17 protein-coding genes and 1 pseudogene are annotated in these 18,589 nt (G+C 41.6%); 9 read left to right on the top strand and 9 right to left on the bottom strand.

The window, feature by feature from the left end:
- The first annotated feature begins 104 nt into the window (after positions 1–104).
- Positions 105–1,310, top strand: coding sequence for a multidrug efflux MFS transporter EmrD (emrD, locus tag ACM2FC_RS16365; protein ID WP_498482033.1), 1,206 nt, complete (start codon positions 105–107; stop codon positions 1,308–1,310).
- A gap of 57 nt (positions 1,311–1,367) precedes the next feature.
- On the opposite strand, the pseudogene ACM2FC_RS16360 reads toward emrD, so the two are convergent.
- A pseudogene (locus tag ACM2FC_RS16360) lies at positions 1,368–1,837 on the bottom strand (ASCH domain-containing protein).
- A 120-nt stretch (positions 1,838–1,957) separates the two neighbouring features.
- On the opposite strand from ACM2FC_RS16360, the gene ACM2FC_RS16355 reads away from it, so the two are divergent.
- Entirely contained in the window at positions 1,958–3,151 is a 1,194-nt protein-coding gene (locus tag ACM2FC_RS16355) for a cystathionine beta-lyase (RefSeq protein ID WP_498482032.1), read from the top strand.
- 145 nt (positions 3,152–3,296) lie between these two features.
- Here the strand turns inward: ACM2FC_RS16355 and ACM2FC_RS16350 are convergent, their stop codons facing one another.
- From ACM2FC_RS16350 to pspA, 6 genes are all read right to left on the bottom strand, one after another.
- Positions 3,297–3,761 (bottom strand): globin family protein, encoded by a 465-nt coding sequence (locus tag ACM2FC_RS16350; protein WP_498482031.1) that lies wholly within the window; start codon positions 3,759–3,761, stop codon positions 3,297–3,299.
- 27 nt (positions 3,762–3,788) lie between these two features.
- Positions 3,789–5,459, bottom strand: a complete 1,671-nt coding sequence (locus ACM2FC_RS16345; RefSeq protein WP_498482030.1) for a methyl-accepting chemotaxis protein — start codon at positions 5,457–5,459, stop codon at positions 3,789–3,791.
- Between the two features lie 148 nt (positions 5,460–5,607).
- Complete coding sequence (locus ACM2FC_RS16340; RefSeq protein WP_498482029.1) at positions 5,608–6,183, bottom strand: DNA-3-methyladenine glycosylase I; 576 nt, start codon at positions 6,181–6,183, stop codon at positions 5,608–5,610.
- Positions 6,184–6,267: 84 nt separating this feature from the next.
- Positions 6,268–6,654: an envelope stress response membrane protein PspC gene (pspC, locus tag ACM2FC_RS16335; RefSeq protein WP_498482028.1), complete on the bottom strand. Its 387-nt coding sequence runs from the start codon at positions 6,652–6,654 to the stop codon at positions 6,268–6,270.
- Complete coding sequence (gene pspB, locus ACM2FC_RS16330; RefSeq protein WP_498482027.1) at positions 6,647–6,880, bottom strand: envelope stress response membrane protein PspB; 234 nt, start codon at positions 6,878–6,880, stop codon at positions 6,647–6,649. The genes pspC and pspB overlap by 8 nt, the downstream gene beginning before the upstream one ends.
- Positions 6,881–6,889: 9 nt before the next feature.
- Positions 6,890–7,564 carry a phage shock protein PspA gene (gene pspA, locus ACM2FC_RS16325; protein ID WP_498482026.1) on the bottom strand — a complete coding sequence of 225 codons (675 nt, stop codon included), beginning with the start codon at positions 7,562–7,564 and terminating at the stop codon, positions 6,890–6,892.
- 197 nt (positions 7,565–7,761) lie between these two features.
- On the opposite strand from pspA, the gene pspF reads away from it, so the two are divergent.
- The 6 genes from pspF to ACM2FC_RS16295 all read left to right on the top strand — a co-directional run bounded on the left by pspF (position 7,762) and on the right by ACM2FC_RS16295 (position 14,108).
- Complete coding sequence (gene pspF, locus ACM2FC_RS16320) at positions 7,762–8,778, top strand: phage shock protein operon transcriptional activator (protein WP_498482025.1); 1,017 nt, start codon at positions 7,762–7,764, stop codon at positions 8,776–8,778.
- 81 nt (positions 8,779–8,859) lie between these two features.
- Complete coding sequence (locus ACM2FC_RS16315) at positions 8,860–10,479, top strand: ABC transporter substrate-binding protein (protein WP_498482024.1); 1,620 nt, start codon at positions 8,860–8,862, stop codon at positions 10,477–10,479.
- Positions 10,480–11,442 carry an ABC transporter permease gene (locus ACM2FC_RS16310; protein ID WP_498482023.1) on the top strand — a complete coding sequence of 321 codons (963 nt, stop codon included), beginning with the start codon at positions 10,480–10,482 and terminating at the stop codon, positions 11,440–11,442.
- Complete coding sequence (locus ACM2FC_RS16305; protein ID WP_498482022.1) at positions 11,429–12,316, top strand: ABC transporter permease subunit; 888 nt, start codon at positions 11,429–11,431, stop codon at positions 12,314–12,316. Before ACM2FC_RS16310 ends, ACM2FC_RS16305 begins: the two co-directional genes overlap by 14 nt.
- A complete protein-coding gene (locus tag ACM2FC_RS16300) occupies positions 12,316–13,311 on the top strand; it encodes a peptide ABC transporter ATP-binding protein (RefSeq protein WP_498482021.1) in 996 nt (331 codons plus the stop codon). The genes ACM2FC_RS16305 and ACM2FC_RS16300 overlap by 1 nt, the downstream gene beginning before the upstream one ends.
- Positions 13,308–14,108 (top strand): peptide ABC transporter ATP-binding protein, encoded by an 801-nt coding sequence (locus tag ACM2FC_RS16295; protein WP_498482020.1) that lies wholly within the window; start codon positions 13,308–13,310, stop codon positions 14,106–14,108. Before ACM2FC_RS16300 ends, ACM2FC_RS16295 begins: the two co-directional genes overlap by 4 nt.
- Before the next feature lie 109 nt (positions 14,109–14,217).
- On the opposite strand, the gene ACM2FC_RS16290 is transcribed toward ACM2FC_RS16295, so the two are convergent.
- Both ACM2FC_RS16290 and ACM2FC_RS16285 read right to left on the bottom strand, forming a co-directional pair.
- Complete coding sequence (locus ACM2FC_RS16290; RefSeq protein ID WP_498482019.1) at positions 14,218–15,123, bottom strand: manganese-dependent inorganic pyrophosphatase; 906 nt, start codon at positions 15,121–15,123, stop codon at positions 14,218–14,220.
- 261 nt (positions 15,124–15,384) lie between these two features.
- On the bottom strand, positions 15,385–16,812 hold the full coding sequence (locus tag ACM2FC_RS16285) for a sugar porter family MFS transporter (protein ID WP_498482018.1): 1,428 nt from the start codon (positions 16,810–16,812) through the stop codon (positions 15,385–15,387).
- 895 nt (positions 16,813–17,707) lie between these two features.
- Here ACM2FC_RS16285 and ACM2FC_RS16280 point away from each other — a divergent pair.
- Positions 17,708–18,499 carry an ABC transporter permease gene (locus ACM2FC_RS16280; RefSeq protein WP_498482017.1) on the top strand — a complete coding sequence of 264 codons (792 nt, stop codon included), beginning with the start codon at positions 17,708–17,710 and terminating at the stop codon, positions 18,497–18,499.
- The last annotated feature ends 90 nt before the right edge of the window (positions 18,500–18,589 follow it).

Here is an 18,589-nt window from a genome sequence, read left to right as displayed (position 1 = left end):
AAACACACTCTATGTTTTACCCAAAAATCAAGCTCACTTAAGCGGTGAAGAACCAGTTTTGGTATCTCAATGATACCTCTCATTTTTAATGGTTGAAGATATAAATGACTAGAAGTTTTTCATTGGCAAAGCTGACATTTCTGATTGCAATATTGACCGCGGTTGGACAGATGACCCAAACCATGTATGTACCTTCTATCGCATCTATGGCAAAGGAGTATTTGGTTTCTGCTTCTTCACTACAAGCCGTGATGGCTTTCTATCTTATTCCATATGGCTTTTCCCAATTTATTTATGGCCCTATTTCTGATCGAATAGGCAGAAAACCGATAATTCTTTTTGGACTCTTCGTTTATATCATCGGCACATTAATCGCTTTATTTTCAGAGCAATTTGATTGGTTTTTAGTAGGAAGCTTTATTCAAGGTGTCGGTATTGGCTGTGGCGGTGTAATGTGCCGAACATTAACTCGAGATTGCTTTACTGGCACTGACTTGCATAGAGTAAATAGCCTGATCAGTATGTGTGTTATATTCTCACCTCTTGCCGCACCACTACTGGGTGGTTACCTGTCAGACACGTTTGGTTGGCGAGCAAGCTATCTATTTCTAACACTTTTTAGTGTCGGTGTTACTTTGGCAATGATGACTAGCATGACCGAAACCTTGCCCAAAGAAAGAAGAAAGCCAGAGCCAGTTTCTACCAGCTATCGAACTGTCTTATCCGATAAAAGTTTTCAAGGCTACCTAATTTGTCTAGTCGCAACATTTTCGGGTGTCGCCGTCTTTGAGGCCGCTTCAGGGGTATTATTTGGTGGCGTACTGCACTACTCAGCTTTAGCTGTTAGCATGTTATTCGTTATACCCATTCCGGGCTACCTTGTTGGCGCCAGTGTTTCCGGAAAGCTTGTTAAACGCTATGGAAACAACGCATCACTCATTGCTGGGGTAGCCGCCATCATCATTGGCTCCTTTGTCATTCTGATTCCTGGATTAATGGGGGCCACCAACGCACCTACCCTAGTTAGCGGAGCAGTGTTGTATTTCTTTGGTGGCGGTATTTTGTATCCAGCAGCAATTACAGGAGCTTTAATACCTTTTCCAAGTCATGCGGGCACGGCAGGCGCAATTCTTGGTGGCATGCAAAATTTAGGAGCTGGCCTCGTTGCTTTAATTGCTTCCGTCATTCCAACGTCAAACCAAATGCCAGTTGGATTACTTATGTTAGTCATGGCTCTGCTCGCGGCATTAGGCGTATGGCGCTCCGCCAATAGTAACAACACTACTGATGGTGAGCCTGCTATAGCCTAGCTAAAACATTACAAGAATTAACGGAAATGGCGAATGAACAGTTAGGAGCGGTTGATCTTAACTGTTTTGATAAACAACTTTAAACCTTTTGAGTACTAGCATCATAGTGTCACTTGGTTCTATACCCAGTCTTTCACATTCATTGCTAAAAAGTCCCAATGGGCTTTGCGCCACCATTCCAGTGTTTTATCGCCCTCACCTTCTGCACGGGCAAACTCGACTGTCACTTCTGAAAATCGACACTCTGTCACCTCTGTTGTCTCAATAATAGATGTAGGATTTCCACCCCAGTCAGTAACAACAGTAAGGCGGCCAACTTGTGGAAGTGCTTCACACTCCTTTTGATACGAATATTTAAGACTGCAAGTTGACCTTTTCTCTCCGGATAAAATTAGACCAGCGCAGATGTATGCGTTTTGCTCATCAGCACAAAAATATTCCGCATAAAACTGACTGTATTTGCTTCTCTCAATCTCAGAGAAGCTGTCTAAATATTTGTCTAAAAACTTCCTTTGAACGTCATCCACTAGTGATTTCCTCTATCTAGGTAACGTGCTGATTAATTCAATATTGCGCACGTTTGGGTTGCAATTCAATACTGCGTTGTGGTTTAAATAACCGAACGTTTTATTCAACAAGGAAATCTTATGGCTCACAGTAAAAAGACTCAGATGATAAATGCTGGTCGAAACCCAAAGTGGACGCAAGGCGTTGTTAACCCACCAATCCAACGTGCTTCAACGGTACTATTTAACACTGTGGCAGATAAGAAAAAAGCAACCATTAACCGTGCAAAGCAAACGTTATTTTATGGACGCCGTGGCACTCATACTCATTTCGCTTTCCAAGAGGCGATGACCCAAATTGAAGGTGGTGCGGGATGCGCGTTGTTTCCAAGTGGCGCTGCAGCAATAGCAAACTCAATTCTTGCTTTTGTCGAAACTGGCGATCATGTTTTAATGGTTGATACCTGCTACGAACCAACCCGCGACTTTTGCAATGTCATGCTAAAAAAGATGGGCGTCGAAACCACCTACTATGATCCATTGATTGGCGAGGATATTCGCGCACTTATCCAGTCAAATACCAAAATTCTGTTCACTGAATCTCCCGGTTCAATCACCATGGAACTGCAAGATATTCCCACACTATCTAAAATCGCTCACGAACACCATATGGTTGTGATGCTTGACAACACATGGGGCGCTGGCGTCAATTTCTCTCCTTTTGAACACGGTGTCGATATTTCGATTCAGGCGGCAACCAAATACATTGGTGGGCATTCTGACATCATGTTAGGTACAGCGACAGCAACCGAGAAATATTGGGATCAGCTACGTGAGCAATGCTACTTGATGGGGCAATGTGTATCACCCGATGATGCTTACGCTGCATTAAGAGGCATTCGAACTCTTGATGTTCGCCTTAAGCAACATGACGAAAATGGAAAGACAATTGCCAACTGGCTAGCAGCGCGACCTGAGGTCGATCACGTACGCCACCCTAGCCTTCCAACTTGTCCGGGTCACGAATTCTTTGCCCGAGATTTCACAGGTGGAAATGGCCTATTCTCATTTGTTTTAAAACAAAGTAACAGCGAGGCTACCACAGCACTACTCGATGGGATGGAGCATTTTGGAATGGGGTATTCTTGGGGAGGGTTTGAGAGTTTAATCCTAGCAAACGAGCCGAATAGTTTTAATAGCCTTAGGACAACCGCGAACCCTAACTTTACTGGCACATTGATTCGCTTGCATATTGGCTTGGAAGATATAGAAGACTTAATTGCAGATTTAGAATCCGGGTTTAAACGTTACAATCAAGTGCTCAAAAATAACTAGATATAACCGCCACTTGATATGCTGGATTGAATGAGGTTCGTACGAATATACATTGTAAAGTGAGGTGCTCGATGGGCTCCTCATTTTTTGTTCCTGAAAAATAGCCGTGACAATTGTCATGACCATAAAAGGAAAGTTAATTTGCCTAAGTACCATGATTGTAGTTCTTCGTATTTTTATAAGTGGTACTATCGAAGTCAGGATAGGCTGCGGTACGCATAACTTCTGCAATCGTTTTGTAGGTTTTGATCCACGCCTGCCTTGTAGTTTCATCAAAGTCAGCCCCAAGGCCAACCTTTAACGTATGTAGCAACGCGTTTCCTACAGGTGTGTAATCATCTGCTGTCACTCCATAACTTACATGACGTTTCGCTAACTGCTGTAAAACAGGAACAAGTTCTTCCAAATCATCTAGTCCTTTGACAGCAACTTTCAGCGTAGCCATAAGCTTTTGACCTTGCTGCTTAAGATCAGATTTAAAAAGGGATTTCAAACGCGGATCATACTGAAACAACTTAGCATAAAATATCTCTGCTGCTTGGTCCGCAATTGGCTCAACCTTTGCGAAACTATCTTGTATCAGTTTCTTTTCAATAGGTGTGATTGACATTTTTCCCTCCGTAAAGCTAATGATGAGTTATATCTTAAACTTGCGCAAATCGGTTGTAAGCTGCTGTGCCTGATGAGAGACTTCCGCAAGATCTTTCACTAACTTGGCCAGCTCTTGTTGAGAATCTGTTGTTGAATGTTTTAGGTGCTCTATTTCAGATTCGAATTGCACCGACATATCTGTTTGCTGAGCAATGGCTGAAGTGATGCTTGCAATAGAGGTCGCAATTTCACCTTCTAGCTGCCTCGAGTGCTCCAATCTCTGCGAGACATTTAACACACGATCTTGGGCTTGAGACGTTGTTTCAATATTTCTCGTAACACTATCAACCGCTTGCTTTGCTAAATCTTGTAAAGACTCGACCGTATCTTGGATGGAGCCAACCGATTCATGTGTACGGTGCGCCAACGCTCGAACTTCATCAGCCACGACCGCAAACCCGCGCCCTTGCTCTCCTGCCCTAGCCGCTTCAATCGCTGCATTTAGTGCCAGCAGATTTGTTTGTTCGGATATATTTCTAATGACATCAAGTACATCACCAATTTGGTTACTATTCTCACTGAGTTGCTCAATTATCGCAGAGCTCTCTTCCATGTTGGTCGCAAGGTTTTTTATGTCCTGTACACTTGATAGCATTTCTTCACTGCTTTTTTGAATTTCGATATCTGTCTCACTAATGTTGCTCGCCGAAGCTTCCGTATCTTTCGCAATATCTTTGATACTGTGCGTCATTTGATGAATAACTGCGTTTATTTGCTCCGCTTTATGATTTTGGTCGTTTATTTTTTCTGATATATTGCCTGCATTGGCTGCGAGTTCATTGACTGACTGGTTTACACCAGATGCACTACTAACAATAGATTCAACAATACCTCTAAACTTGGTCAAAAATTGGTTGAACTGCTTCGCAACGTCACTAATCTGATCTTTGCCACCCTCATCTAAATGAGCAGTCAGATCACCATCTCCTTGGGCAAGTGATGCCAAAGATCTTTGAAGCTTATCTGTCCGCTCTATCACTACTTTCTTAAATAGAATATAGAGAACAATGGCTACGGCCAAAATACCGACAAACGTCACCATGATTATTTTCCAACGGATTTGGTTTGCTTGCGCATATATTGGGGCAAGAGGCTTGACGACTTCCAAGACACCTCTTACATCACCTAATTTCCAATCAGTTTTTGGCGATTCTGGGTGCGAGTTATGGCAGTTCACACAACCTTGGGCTTGCATAGTATCGGCTAAAGCAACTTTTAAGAAAGGCTCACTCGATGAAGTATCTATTTCAACAAAAGGTTTGTTTGGGTTAGCCTGTAGTGCTTGCCACGCTCTTTTTTGAAAGTCCGTAAGCTCTCGACTACTTCTGTTTGGGAATGGAAACTCACTGAATAATTTAAACGACAAACCATCTGATGAAATCAAATCACTCAGTTCATGGACAAGAGTTGCTGGAAGTGGGATGTTGTCTTTACCAGAATGGTCGTAGTGGGGCTTCATACCAAAGGCTTTCGCCTTACTGACTACGTTTTTAGTATAGTAGCCACGCAACGTTTTAAACTGATTTACGGTAGAAATCGCATCGTTGGTAGAGGCTTCAATGAGAGCGCGTTTTTCAATATAAGGTAGGTATATACTGAGAGCGACCGCGAGCAACAAAAGTACCCCTAATGTAGGTACTAAAAATTTAGTAAGCATATTGTGAAACCCCTAACCACTTGTTTTGTCGTTATAATATTGTTAACTGACCTTTTCAAATTCAGTATAGCAATGAGTTTCATGTTTTCCATTTAAGGAAATAATGCTTTAGTGGTATTTTGTTACTTGTATAATATTTGCTCAATAACTAAGTGAGCTCCATCACTTCTTTCTTGCGAAAACATTGGTTGGAGTGATCATTGATAAGACCTGCGGCCTGTAAATGAGAATAGATAATTGTCGAACCAATAAACTTAAATCCTCGTTTTTTTAAATCTTTGCTCAACGCATCCGATATCGGAGAAGTCGCGACATAGTCATCGATGGTTTCAATGTTATTCACAATAACTTTATTGTCTACAAAACCCCACATATATTGACTAAAACTACCAAACTCTTGTTGTACTTCCATAAAACGCTTGGCGTTATTGATTGCCGCTTCGATTTTGGCGCGATTGCGAATAATAGCGCTGTTTTGCATCAGACATTCCACATCATCTTGAGTAAATTTGGCTACCTTTTTATAGTCAAAATCCGCGAACGCTTGCCTGTAGCCTTCTCTACGCTTTAATATTGTGTACCAGCTCAATCCAGCTTGAGCTGATTCTAAAACCAAAAACTCAAACATCTTTCTATCATCGTGAACTGGTACTCCCCACTCTTTATCATGATATTCGACATAGTCGGGTTTACTCAAATCCACCCAAGGGCAACGTTCGCACATGTTGATATCCTTTACCATCTTATTTAAAACATGCTTAAAATCCAGTGTACTCTAACTGTTACTTTAGGCGAGAGGCAATAGCCTTTAGAGCTTACTAAACTCTCTATCCACTTTAAATGCCTCTGAGGTTACATAGGCTTCTATCCCACGCAATTGCGCCTCCATTTTGTCTAGATCTCCAGACAGTGTATCCAAGAGATCTGCAGGAGTTTGACCTTTTTGCCACGGCTTACTTTTGAGTACATGATCCTGCTTAGTTTTGATCGTTTCGGCGTATTCAATAGGCTGCTTGTCCAGCATTAAAGTCATCGCGATATAAGCTAATAAAACAAGAAATAAACCACCTAACAGTGTTGCTGATATAAACAGTATTCGAACTATCCAAACCTCTAAACCGAAGTAATTGGCAAGACCAGCGCACACACCAGAAATCTTGCCATTGACGGTATCTCGATATAACCCTTTACTCATATCGACGCCTCCAATTTGGTGTTTCGGTATCAAGAATACGCTCCAAGGTATCAATTCGCGTTTGCATGGATTCAGCTTTCACTGACAAAGACTGCAAACGCTCATTGTCTTCATCTGATAATCCAATTTCTGATTTGCGTTTGCTGCGGTAGTGGAGAAACAGCCACAGTGGCGCAACAAAAATTAGGAAAACAATGAGCGGACCGGTAAGTAATAGCGACATCATGCATAGCTCCTATTTTTTGATATTTTTAGACACTTTCGCGCGTAACTTTTCCAGTTCCTTTTCGACTTCATCTTGTGCTTGAAGTTCGGCAAACTCTTGGTCGAGTGATTTAGTATTACCCGTATTGGCGTAGAGATCGGCTTCTGCTTCAAGTTCATCGATTTTACGAGAATACTGATCAAACTTTGCCATCGCTTCATGTGTACGAGACGTATGCAAATGCTTTTGTACGTCACGCCGGCTGCTTGCCGTTTGACTTCGAATAGAAAGTGATTGTTGTTTGGCACGTGTTTCAGTAATTTTACTCTCTAACTTACTGATTTCTCCTGTAAGCTTCTCAATTGTTTCATCTAAAATGATTTGCTCATTTTTTAAATCCTTGATAATTTCTTCTAGCTTCTGCTTTTCCATAAGTGCAGAGCGAGCTAAATCATCACGTTGCTTAGTTAAAGCGAGAGTCGCCTTGTCTTGCCAGTCATTGCAATGGTCTTCCAATGACACCAACTTACGTTCTAATTCCGTTTTGTCGGCCATGGCTTTCACTGAATTTGTTCTAACTTCGACTAAAGTATCTTCCATTTCTTGGATGATTAAACGAATCATTTTCTCTGGATCCTCTGCTTTGTCTAGCAAAGAACTAATGTTGGAATTGACTATGTCAGCAAATCTAGAAAAGATGCCCATTGTATACCTCCTGATTAACAATATGCCCTCGAATGAGAGACCGAGTTTTCTGTTTCAAGATACGTATTTCAATATGTGTGCCAAACTAATAATTTTTATTTTTCAATGAATTATAATTTATCACCATCCCCTCCGTGATATGTTATGATGAAATTAACCACTAATTGGTAAATTTTGCCATTTCATCGGAGAATGTTATGCAGCAAGATCTAATAGGTGAAGCCCCCGAGTTTCTCGCCGTACTTGACAAAGTCTCTAAACTTGCACCAATTAATCGACCTGTCCTCATCATTGGAGAAAGAGGAACGGGTAAAGAGCTCATCGCGCAAAGACTACATTTTCTTTCTCCTCGCTGGGATCAACCACTAGTGACATTGAATTGCGCCGCTCTAAGTGAGGGAATAATCGACTCAGAGCTGTTTGGGCATGAAGCTGGATCATTCACTGGTTCAAGAGGCAAACACTTAGGGCGCTTTGAGCGTGCGGAAAAAGGCTCACTCTTTTTAGATGAGCTCGGCACAGCACCTTTAGTTGTGCAAGAAAAGCTTCTTAGAGTGATTGAGTATGGGCAATACGAACGAGTCGGCGGACACGCGCCTATCAATGCCAATGTTCGCCTGATATGTGCGACTAACGCAGACTTGGTTGAAATGACCGAAAACGGGCAGTTTCGGTATGATTTGCTGGATAGACTCGCTTTCGATGTGATCCACCTTCCTTCGCTACGCCGAAGAAAACAAGATATCTTGCTGCTGGCTGAACACTATGCGATAAGAATGTGTCGTGAGCTAAAGTTAGAGTTTTTTGTCGGGTTTTCTCAAACAGCCAAGCAACGGCTAGTCGAATATGATTGGCCTGGAAATGTTAGGGAACTCAAAAATGTCGTTGAACGCGCCATATACTTGCATGGCCATTCCAACGACGCCATAGAAGAGCTTATTTTTAACCCATTTGACACAAGTTGGAATAAAGAAAAAAGTCCAAGCAAAGATAGTGACAGCGAGCCTAGGGCAAACCATACTGAAAACATACGTTTGACGTTCCCGATGAATTACAAGGAGTGGCAAGAGAGTATGGATATTGAGCTCTTAAATGCCACTTTGGCCGAAGCCAAATATAGTCAGCGTAAGGCGGCGGAGCTACTCGGACTAAGTTATCACCAATTACGGGGAATGGTTCGTAAGTATAACCTTTCCAGCAAACCCGATAACTGATCCACTTAACTCTGTCTATACTCAATCTAATTTTGGTGAGTGGAGCACTATTAGTGCGTTGTGCACTCAATGAAGCGCACTATGAATGTATTGTTAAAGTTTGCACTTGGAATGTGTAGCCTGAGCCTTTTAGCAGGATGTGGCGAAAAAGCTGATCACAGTAAAGTTCGTAAAAGTGGATTTGTGTATTGTGGACTTGAAGGCTCAAATACCTTTAACCCACAACTTGTCGATAGTGGCATCACCTCTGAAGCCTTAAGCCCTCAGTTATTTGACACTCTGATAAAGCTCGATGAAAAAAGCTACAAGCCCATACCCAACGTTGCAAAAAGCTGGAGTGTCAATAAAAAAGGCACCGAATACATCTTTCATCTCAACAAAGGCATTCAATTTCAATCAACCAGCTGGTTTCAGCCAAGTCGTGAGCTCAATGCGCACGACGTCGTTTTTAGTTTTCAGCGCATTATTGATCCACAACATCCATTCCATCTCGTTGGGGGTGGATTGTACCCTTGGTTCGCCAGTATTGATTTTGCTGACCTAGTGAAAGATGTAAAAGTTCTTTCTAATCATAAGGTTAAATTTTTTCTAAGTCGACCAGACAACTCGTTCCTATCCAACATTGCCACCAGCTTTGCTGTCATCCACTCTAAAGAATATGCGACTCAACTAGAGCTGATTGATGAAAAGCAAATGATCGATAGCAAACCGATTGGCACAGGACCATTTTATCTAGACGAGCACCACACCAATGACTTCATTAGACTAAAAAGGCATAATAACTATTGGAAAAATAAAGTAAAAATGCAACAAGTAGTCTTTGATGTTTCGCAGCGGGGAACTGGTACGTTTGCTAAATTTCTCCGCCAAGAGTGCGACGTCCTCTATTCTCCTCTTTCAAGCCAAATTCCTATTATTCGACAACACCAATTTTTAGACCTTATTGTAAAGCCAGCCATGAATGTTTCTTTTGTGGCCGTTAACACAACTCACCCTGCACTAAATGATGCACGAGTAAGAAAAGCACTAAGCTTCGCAATTAACAGACAAAATATTCTTGATTCTGTATACTACGGAACAGGCAGTCTAGCCTACTCAATATTACCCCCGAACTCTTGGGTTTACAGGAAAGATCAAACTCAAGTGCGCTATGACAGAAATTACGCCATCGCATTATTAAGAGAGGCCGGTTATAGCACTGGGTTAGCATTAACCATGTCGGTACCATTGGATCCTAGAGCATACAATCCAAGTCCGATAAAAACTGCAGAACTCATTCAAGCGAATTTAGCAGATATAGGGATAGAATTGGACATCGTAACTGAAGATCGCTTTGACAGCAGTGACATAGATGATAGGTCTTCCTTTGACCTTGCCTTGTCAGGGCTCATTGCTAACACTGGAGACCCGGATAGTTTCTTGCGACCAATCCTTTCCTGCGACTCACAAAAAGCAGGTTTAAATGTATCAAGTTGGTGTGATGGAGATTTCGATCAATTACTCGATCTCGCATTGGAGGTGGATAACCCAAGATATCGCCTTAATTTATACCGACAGGCGCTGAATATTCTTAACGATGAGTTTCCTGTGATTCCAATCGCACATGGCATGCACTTTCAAGCTTATGATGACTCATTATCAGGATTTCGAGTCAGTCCATTCAACACACAACCTTTTGATTTAGTTGAGAGAATTAGATAAATGCTTTGGTATTCAATCAGGCGCTTTAATCTGTTCATTATTACCCTGCTCATTCTCACCATAGTAGGATTCAGTTTATTGCGACTCGACCCCGACTCTGCTTGGCTTAAAGTCGGCTTTTGGCATGGCTGGATGCTGTATCTCAGTGATTTAATGCATTTAAATTTTGGTGTTAGCAAATCAGGCACTCCGATTGTGAGCGAACTTGCAGTCGTATTTCCAGCAACGTTAGAGCTTTGTATCATTGCTTTTTTGATGTCGGTCTTAGTAGGAATCCCCATAGGAACATTGGCAGGAATGAAGCAGGGAAAATGGATTGATACTCTCATTTCTTTCATTTCCATGTCAGGATACTCAGCCCCCATATATTGGATAGCGCTCTTGCTCATTATGGTGTTTTCTCTCCACTTTCAAATGTTTCCCGTGTCTGGTCGATATGACCTTCTCTACCAAGTACATCACGTGACTGGGTTTGCTCTAATTGACTCCTTATTTGTGGATAAACAATATCGTGCTCAAGCATTTAGAAGCGTACTAGAGCATTTGATATTGCCCTGTTCGGTACTCGCATTAGCACCGACAACTCAGGTCATTCAATTAATGAGAAACACGGTTACCGATGTTATGACGAAAAATTACATTCGAGCGGCCCGTATCCGTGGCTTATCTATCTATCGAATTGTCTTCCAGCATGTGCTTAGAAATGCGATTCCGCCAATCGTACCGAAGCTTGGAGTGCAGCTTTCCAGTATGCTTACCTTAGCAATCATCGCAGAGTCAATCTTTAATTGGCCGGGAATTGGGCGTTGGTTACTGGAAGCGTTATCAAATCAAGACTATGTAGAAATTCAAGCTGGCGTTATCGTCGTTGGCACATTGGTTCTGAGCGCAAATATCCTCTCAGATCTTTTTGGAGCATTAGTTAATCCGTTAGTAAGGAAAGAGTGGTATGCTAACAAATAGTGTCTATCAAGAAGAACATATCCCAACTCAGTTCGAGCGGTTTTGGCGTAGCTATCGAAACAATAGCATGGCGATGTTTGGTTTTTGGTGCTTATTGTTTATTACTATCGTTACCATCGCTGCCCCTTGGATCACTCCGCACGACCCACAAGCGCAATCGAGCCATTTACTCATTCCACCCTCATGGGATTCAAAAGGCACGGTTGAGTATTTCTTTGGGACTGACGATCTAGGGAGAGATATTCTCTCGCGCATCATCGTAGGTTCAAGGTTAACCTTTGGTGCGGCTGTTATTGTTACCTTAGTCGCCAGTATCATTGGCTGCACGATTGGTATCCTCGCAGGTATGACAAAAGGGTTGTTATCGAGCACCCTTAATCATCTACTTGATACTGTCATGTCTATTCCATCTATGCTTCTCGCTATTATTTTCGTCGCATTTTTTGGTTTTGGTGAGCTGAATATCTTAATAGCTATCGGGCTTGCACTCATCCCTCGCTTTATTCGTTCCGTTTATATCGCCGTCCATGATGAGATAGAAAAAGACTATATTATGGCCGCACGGTTAGATGGTGCACGGGACTTCTATTTACTGTGGAATTCGATACTCCCAAACATACTGGCAGTTATCACCGCTGAGGCTACATTAGCTTTATCTGTTGCAATTTTGGATATTTCCGCCCTCGGATTTCTAGGGTTAGGAGCTCAGTCCCCTAGCACGGAATGGGGGGCAATATTAGGAGACGCAGTAGAATTAATCTACTTAGCACCATGGACAGTCACCCTGCCAGGTCTCGCAATCATGTTTGTTGTTATTGTGATAAACCTTGTTGGTGAAGGCGCGCGAACTTCACTAAATGCGGGAGTCGAATAATGGCCTTACTGGATATCCGTCATTTAACTATCGAAATAGAAACACCTCAAGGGATGGTAAAGGCCGTAGACAAAATGAGCTTTACCATGAATGAAGGTGAAATTCGTGGCCTCGTCGGCGAATCGGGCTCAGGAAAAAGTTTGATTGCGAAAGCCCTTGTAGGCATTAGCAAGCCTAGCTGGAGAATCAGCGCAGATAGAATGCGCTTAGGTGACATTGATTTACTACAACTTACAACGCGCGAGCGACGAAGAGTAGTTGCTCGCGATATCGCCATGATCTTTCAAGAGCCCTCAACCTGTCTAGACCCGTCAGAAGAAGTTGGCAGACAGCTTATCGAATCAATTCCCGCACACACTTTTAAAGGCAAATTTTGGGAAAGGTTTAAATGGAAGAAAAATCAAGCAATCGTGTTGCTGCATAAAGTTGGAATCAAAGAGCATAGCCGCATTATGAAAAGCTATCCTTATGAACTCACCGATGGAGAATGTCAAAAGGTGATGATTGCTATGGCGATAGCTGCAAAACCTAAAATACTCATTGCCGATGAGCCAACAAACGATCTTGACCCAATTACGCAGTCACAGATTTTGCGCCTGTTAAGTCGGATGAATCAAGTCAACAATACAACCATTCTTTTGATTGGTCATGACTTAACCACCATCACTCAATGGGCAACGCGCATTACGGTTATGTATTGTGGTCAGGCTGTCGAGTCTGCGAACACCAACAAGATATTATCAACACCCAAGCACCCCTATACCGAGGCATTGCTCAATGCCATGCCAGATTTCAATGACGATGTTCCTCAAAAACAAAAGCTTCAATCGCTACCTGGTTCGATTCCACCTCTACAGCACTTGCCAATAGGTTGCCGTTTGGGGCCAAGGTGTCCACATGCTCAAAAGCAATGTGTACAAATGCCACTAATGAAGCAAGTTAAAAATCATAAGTTTGCTTGCCATTTCCCACTTAATATGGAGAAAAAGGCATGAGTTCGTTGTTAGAGGTCAGAGAGCTATCGAAAAACTTTTACACGCGTTCGGGCTTATTTCGAAAAAAGGCTCAGCATGCTGTAAAGCCCGTGACATTTAATCTAGAGGCTGGACAAACCATCGGGTTTATTGGCAAGAATGGATCTGGCAAATCAACACTGGCTAGAATGCTGGCTGGTATGGTAAAACCGACTTCTGGAGAGATACTGGTTAACGGTGAGCAGCTTAAACACAAAGATTACTCTACCCGTTGTAAGTTGATCAGAATGATTTTCCAAGATCCAAATACATCCCTCAATCCACGGATTCAAATTGGAAAAATATTAGAAGGGCCACTGAAGCGAAACACAAACATGACCACCGAGGCTCGTATGAGCCGAATAAAAGAGACACTTTTACGTGTTGGCTTACTTCCTGAACATGCGTATTTCTATCCACAGATGTTGGCAGCAGGACAAAAACAAAGAGTCTGTCTTGCTCGCGCTCTTATTCTACAGCCATCAATCATTGTTGCAGATGAAGCACTAAACGGCCTCGATATGGCAATGCGTTCCCAAATCATCAACCTATTTTTAGACCTTCAAGATGAAATGGGGGTTTCTTTTGTGTATGTATCACAACATATCGGCATCATTAAACATATCACCGACAAAGTAATGGTAATGCATGAAGGAGAAGTGGTTGAAGCGGGTAACACGTTAGAAGTTTTATCGAACCCAAGTCATACCATCACTCAGAGAATGGTCGAGAGCCATTTTAACCAAGCGCCTTGTTTTGGTAAAAAGAGTTCAAGTTAGCGCTTTTTAGTTAGTACCTAAAACATTTAGAGCGTGTAACCTCTACCGGGTAACACGCTCTAAGAAGTGTGGTTTTTTAATTAGGTTAATTAACCAGAACTCGGGATAATTACGCTAATTGCTGCTGCAACCAAGGCCAGCCTTGTTTCTTACGGCTTAACGTATTCTCCATCATGAGGAGCCCATCTTGGAGATGAGAGTCTAGTTTCGTTGACCACTCCCCAGCATAGATAAGTCTAGTTTGTGCAGTTGTAATGTCTGTTAGCATCACTGCAGCAAATGCCAATTTATCGTACTCGCAACGACGCTCTAAATCTGATTGCAGGGCATCTATCATGCCATCAACTTGATCTAACGTAGCCAGCTCGATTTGACCTACAACAACATCACGATCATTGAATGGATAAGCTTTTAAGTCTTTTTCAACAAGCTCGGATGCCGATAAACCTTCAATGTCAGTTTTTGCAATGAGCAGTTCACGAATAAACTGATCTAAGTCTTCAACTTTCGCGATCTTAGCCAGCTCTTCTACCGCCTCTTTATCTTTCGGTGTACAGGTTGGAGAAGCAAAACCCACTGTATCTGAAAGAATAGCTGACATCATCAGTAAGGCGTTCGTTTTACTTATCTCAACCTGTTCAATTTTGTGGATATTAAACAATATGGTACAAGTACAACCAACTGGCCAAATCCATGCTTCAAGAGGGTTTACTGTCATTACGTCACCTAGTCGGTGATGATCGACGATCCCCAAGATTTCCGCTTGAGCAATATCGTCCGGAGCTTGTGATAGATCGGTATAATCAACCAACCAAACTTTCTCACCTGCAACCTGAGTACGAAGCTCTGGTTGATCGACGCCAGCAGTTTGAAGAATATGTTGAGTTTCTCTATTAATCTCACCTTGACGCACAGGTGTCGCGTCTAATCCACGAGCTCTCAACAAATCACTTGCTACTAACGCACTGCACACACTATCGCTATCTGGATTCTTGTGTCCGACCACTAAAATCATACTTTTACCTACTAATATATTCTTTCTCTACTCTGTCAAAGCCAGTTCTTACTTACTAGGCCTGACAAACAGCTATACCCAAATAGGCCGAATCGATAACTTCGCGTCCAAATGGATACATAACCTAAGCTCAGGCTATTTCAAGGTGCCCTACTCTACCGGAAAATATGAAATTGTCCTATTTTTACCAGCGAATAAACACAAAAAAGGAGCATCTCTGCTCCTTTAGCTTCCATATGTAGGGAATGACAAATATCTAATTTATTTTCTACCTAGTTTAGATAGCGATACTCCATTCATTAGATTTTGTTCTATTTTTTCTAAGCTTACGCCTTTTGTTTCTGGAATAAGAGCCATAGTAACGAAGATAAAAATAACGTTTAGGGCAGCGTACAACCAAAACGTCTGAGCATTACCTAGAACTTGCAAGAAAGTTAGGAAAGTTGCACCGACAATCATATTTGCAATCCAGTTTGTCGCTGTACTAACAGTGATACCAAAATCGCGAGCTTTAAGTGGTTGAATTTCTGAACATAGAACCCAAATTAGTGGTCCTGCACTCATTGCAAAGCCTACAATAAAGACAAGTAATACGAATGCTGCGAAGTATTGCTCAGCAGCAGTGGAAACACCCATATGAAGTAGAGTACCTAATATCGCCATGCCTGCTGCCATCACCAAGAAGCCTAGCTTCAGCACTGGTTTACGACCCCATTTGTCCACTAAACCAATCGCGATGAAAGTAGCAAATACATTGACTAGGCCAACAATAACTGTACCCCACATCTGCTGTTCCGTGCTCGCGAAGCCCGCAATCTTGAAGATTCTAGGTGCATAGTACATAACAACATTCATACCAGTGAACTGTTGCATTACCTGTAAAACTATTCCTAGATAAACGGCTCGGCGACAATTGCTGTTCGACTTAAATAAGCTCCAGCCACTTTGTTTAACTTTTAAACTTTCACGGATTGCATCAAGTTCTTTCTTAGCTGAAACATTACAACCACGAAGTAGTTCAAGCACTTCTTTCGCTTCAACGTGACGGCCTTGAAGAGCTAACCAACGTGGGCTACGAGGAAGCATTAATACTCCGATAAATAGGATCAATGCTGGAATTGTAATAACTCCGAGCATCCAGCGCCATTGACCTTCATAGCTAAACGCAGTGTCTGACAAAAACGCGACAACAATGCCGATAGTGATCATCAATTGGTACATTGAGATAAGACTACCACGTAACCTTTGTGGTGCAATTTCTGACAAATATAGTGGAGCTGTAAACGACGCAACACCTACAGCTAAACCAAGTAGTACACGGAATACAATTAGAATCTCTGGGTTGCCAGCCAATGCACATCCTAGAGAGCCAACGGAGAAAAGAACCGAAGCAACAATCAAGCTGTACTTACGACCAAACTTTCTCGATAAAGGACCTGAGCCGACTGCGCCTACAGCCGCACCAAACATCATGGAGCTTACAACCCACTCTTGAGTATGAGTCGCTAAACCAAATTCTTTGGCGATAAACGGAAGTGCTCCGGAAATAACACCAATATCCAACCCAAATAACAAACCTGCCAACGCTGCAATAATACAAGCAATGAACACATGTCTATTTAGGCCAGCATCATCCTTATCAAAAGAAGATGCGCCATCAGTACTTCTGTCAGTAATCACTGTTGCCATAGTAGAGTCTCTTTTATATTTATTTTTCAGCCCTAGTAACAGTGCAATGTATGCTTTGTTATAAGTTGTAGAGACGTAACATTTCTCGACTCTATTCACACGGTTACTACAGCCAATTTGTAATATGAATAATGATTTACCGCAGATTTAATACTTGAGTAGTTAGCCTAGTCGAGTGAAGCAAAGCTTATCGTCTCCTAACTACCCCTATACTAAAAAGCGATTCCCTGACTTGTGTAGCCAACCGATCTTCAGATCTCATCATTTGATGGAAATCTGACTTACCCTTTTCCTTAATCAGTCACAGGATGAATGGTAACGATTACACTAAAATGTTTTGGTGATGGAGATCACATAGACAAATAAAAACACTAAGAATATTATTCTAAAATAATCAATCTATCAGAATTTAAATCTATCAATATCCTATAGAATCCAAACCTATACTTAAGAAAAACCCCACCAATTTGGAACATAAGATTGCAAAATTATAAAATTAAGCACATTTTGCGTAAATAATTACACCTAGAATGAAATACTTTAAAATTAGTTACATCTTTGCTTGGTTAGTTTGATCTACATCCAAGATTTATTTTAATGAAATTGGGTTATAAGAAATATTGTGATTATTACCAGCTATATATGTAAACGTTTACAATAGTGACCGATAATCATCAGCAGGTTATGAATAAGTATCTATCTACTCAACATGATTCCAATAATACATCAGCGTATCAAACTGGATGGGAGCTCTAATTTCTGACTCAGAATAGTCATTTAAAAATGGCTATTTAACAAACGCTTGCACTTAGCATGTTACACTCTGTAGCCCCTAGGTATCGTTAACCTTAAAGAGTCCGTGCACCGAGACAGAACAAAATTTTTGGAGAAAACGTTGAACGGAATAATCAATATCACATGGTGGCAATTAGTACTTTTTGCTAGCACCCTACTTATTCCACTAGGGATCTGCGCTCAATTTCAATTGAAGATAAGTAAGGACATATTAATTAGTGTTACCCGTATGAGCATACAGCTGATTTTAGTCGGGCTTTACTTGGAATATCTATTTAGAATCAACAATTTCTATATCAATACTGGTTGGCTGCTCTTAATGGTTCTTATTGGCTCTAGCTCCATCATAAGCAAGAGCCAGTTACCTAAAACGAAATTATTCATGCCAGTGTCTACGGGCCTATTCGTTGCAATGATACCTATGCTAGTTTTAATTTGCGCAGTACTGGTGAAACCAGTTCCATTATATAGTGCTCAATATCTCATTCCGCTGGCAGGCATGCTTTTAGGTAACAGCTTAAGTGGTAATATTGTTGCATTACAAAATCTATATACTTCTCTAGAAGAAAGAAGATCTGAATATGAAGCAGCGATATCTTTAGGAGCCTCAACAAGCTATGCAACCCGCCCTTTTATCCAAGTATCATTGCAAAAATCTCTAGCTCCAATACTCGCTTCAATGACGACAACTGGCCTTGTTACCTTGCCTGGGATGATGACAGGTCAAATATTGAGCGGGGCTAGCCCTATTTTGGCGATTAAATATCAACTTATGATTATGATAGCCATCTTTGTCACGATGACTGTTTCAATTACCCTGTCACTAAAGCTAGCAGTTTTAAAAACGATTAACAGTGATGGAAAGGTTTTAGTCAGGTTTAAAACTCCATGACGAGATAAAACTATTCGTTTGCAAAATAGTTTTATCTAGAAGCATGTGTAAAACAGAAATGTAATATCGATGAGGGACACAAGATCATAC

Source organism: Vibrio sp. A37 (assembly GCF_059777565.1).
This window is presented reverse-complemented; position numbering and strand designations above follow the sequence as displayed.

Excerpts from the sequence above, each read along its gene's own strand:
- emrD (WP_498482033.1), top strand. The coding sequence starts at position 105 with ATGACTAGAAGTTTTTCATTGGCAAAGCTGACATTTCTGATTGCAATA.
- ACM2FC_RS16355 (WP_498482032.1), top strand. The coding sequence starts at position 1,958 with ATGGCTCACAGTAAAAAGACTCAGATGATAAATGCTGGTCGAAACCCA.
- ACM2FC_RS16350 (WP_498482031.1), bottom strand. The coding sequence starts at position 3,761 with ATGTCAATCACACCTATTGAAAAGAAACTGATACAAGATAGTTTCGCA.
- ACM2FC_RS16345 (WP_498482030.1), bottom strand. The coding sequence starts at position 5,459 with ATGCTTACTAAATTTTTAGTACCTACATTAGGGGTACTTTTGTTGCTC.
- ACM2FC_RS16340 (WP_498482029.1), bottom strand. The coding sequence starts at position 6,183 with ATGTGCGAACGTTGCCCTTGGGTGGATTTGAGTAAACCCGACTATGTC.
- pspC (WP_498482028.1), bottom strand. The coding sequence starts at position 6,654 with ATGAGTAAAGGGTTATATCGAGATACCGTCAATGGCAAGATTTCTGGT.
- pspB (WP_498482027.1), bottom strand. The coding sequence starts at position 6,880 with ATGATGTCGCTATTACTTACCGGTCCGCTCATTGTTTTCCTAATTTTT.
- pspA (WP_498482026.1), bottom strand. The coding sequence starts at position 7,564 with ATGGGCATCTTTTCTAGATTTGCTGACATAGTCAATTCCAACATTAGT.
- pspF (WP_498482025.1), top strand. The coding sequence starts at position 7,762 with ATGCAGCAAGATCTAATAGGTGAAGCCCCCGAGTTTCTCGCCGTACTT.
- ACM2FC_RS16315 (WP_498482024.1), top strand. The coding sequence starts at position 8,860 with ATGAATGTATTGTTAAAGTTTGCACTTGGAATGTGTAGCCTGAGCCTT.
- ACM2FC_RS16310 (WP_498482023.1), top strand. The coding sequence starts at position 10,480 with ATGCTTTGGTATTCAATCAGGCGCTTTAATCTGTTCATTATTACCCTG.
- ACM2FC_RS16305 (WP_498482022.1), top strand. The coding sequence starts at position 11,429 with ATGCTAACAAATAGTGTCTATCAAGAAGAACATATCCCAACTCAGTTC.
- ACM2FC_RS16300 (WP_498482021.1), top strand. The coding sequence starts at position 12,316 with ATGGCCTTACTGGATATCCGTCATTTAACTATCGAAATAGAAACACCT.
- ACM2FC_RS16295 (WP_498482020.1), top strand. The coding sequence starts at position 13,308 with ATGAGTTCGTTGTTAGAGGTCAGAGAGCTATCGAAAAACTTTTACACG.
- ACM2FC_RS16290 (WP_498482019.1), bottom strand. The coding sequence starts at position 15,123 with ATGATTTTAGTGGTCGGACACAAGAATCCAGATAGCGATAGTGTGTGC.
- ACM2FC_RS16285 (WP_498482018.1), bottom strand. The coding sequence starts at position 16,812 with ATGGCAACAGTGATTACTGACAGAAGTACTGATGGCGCATCTTCTTTT.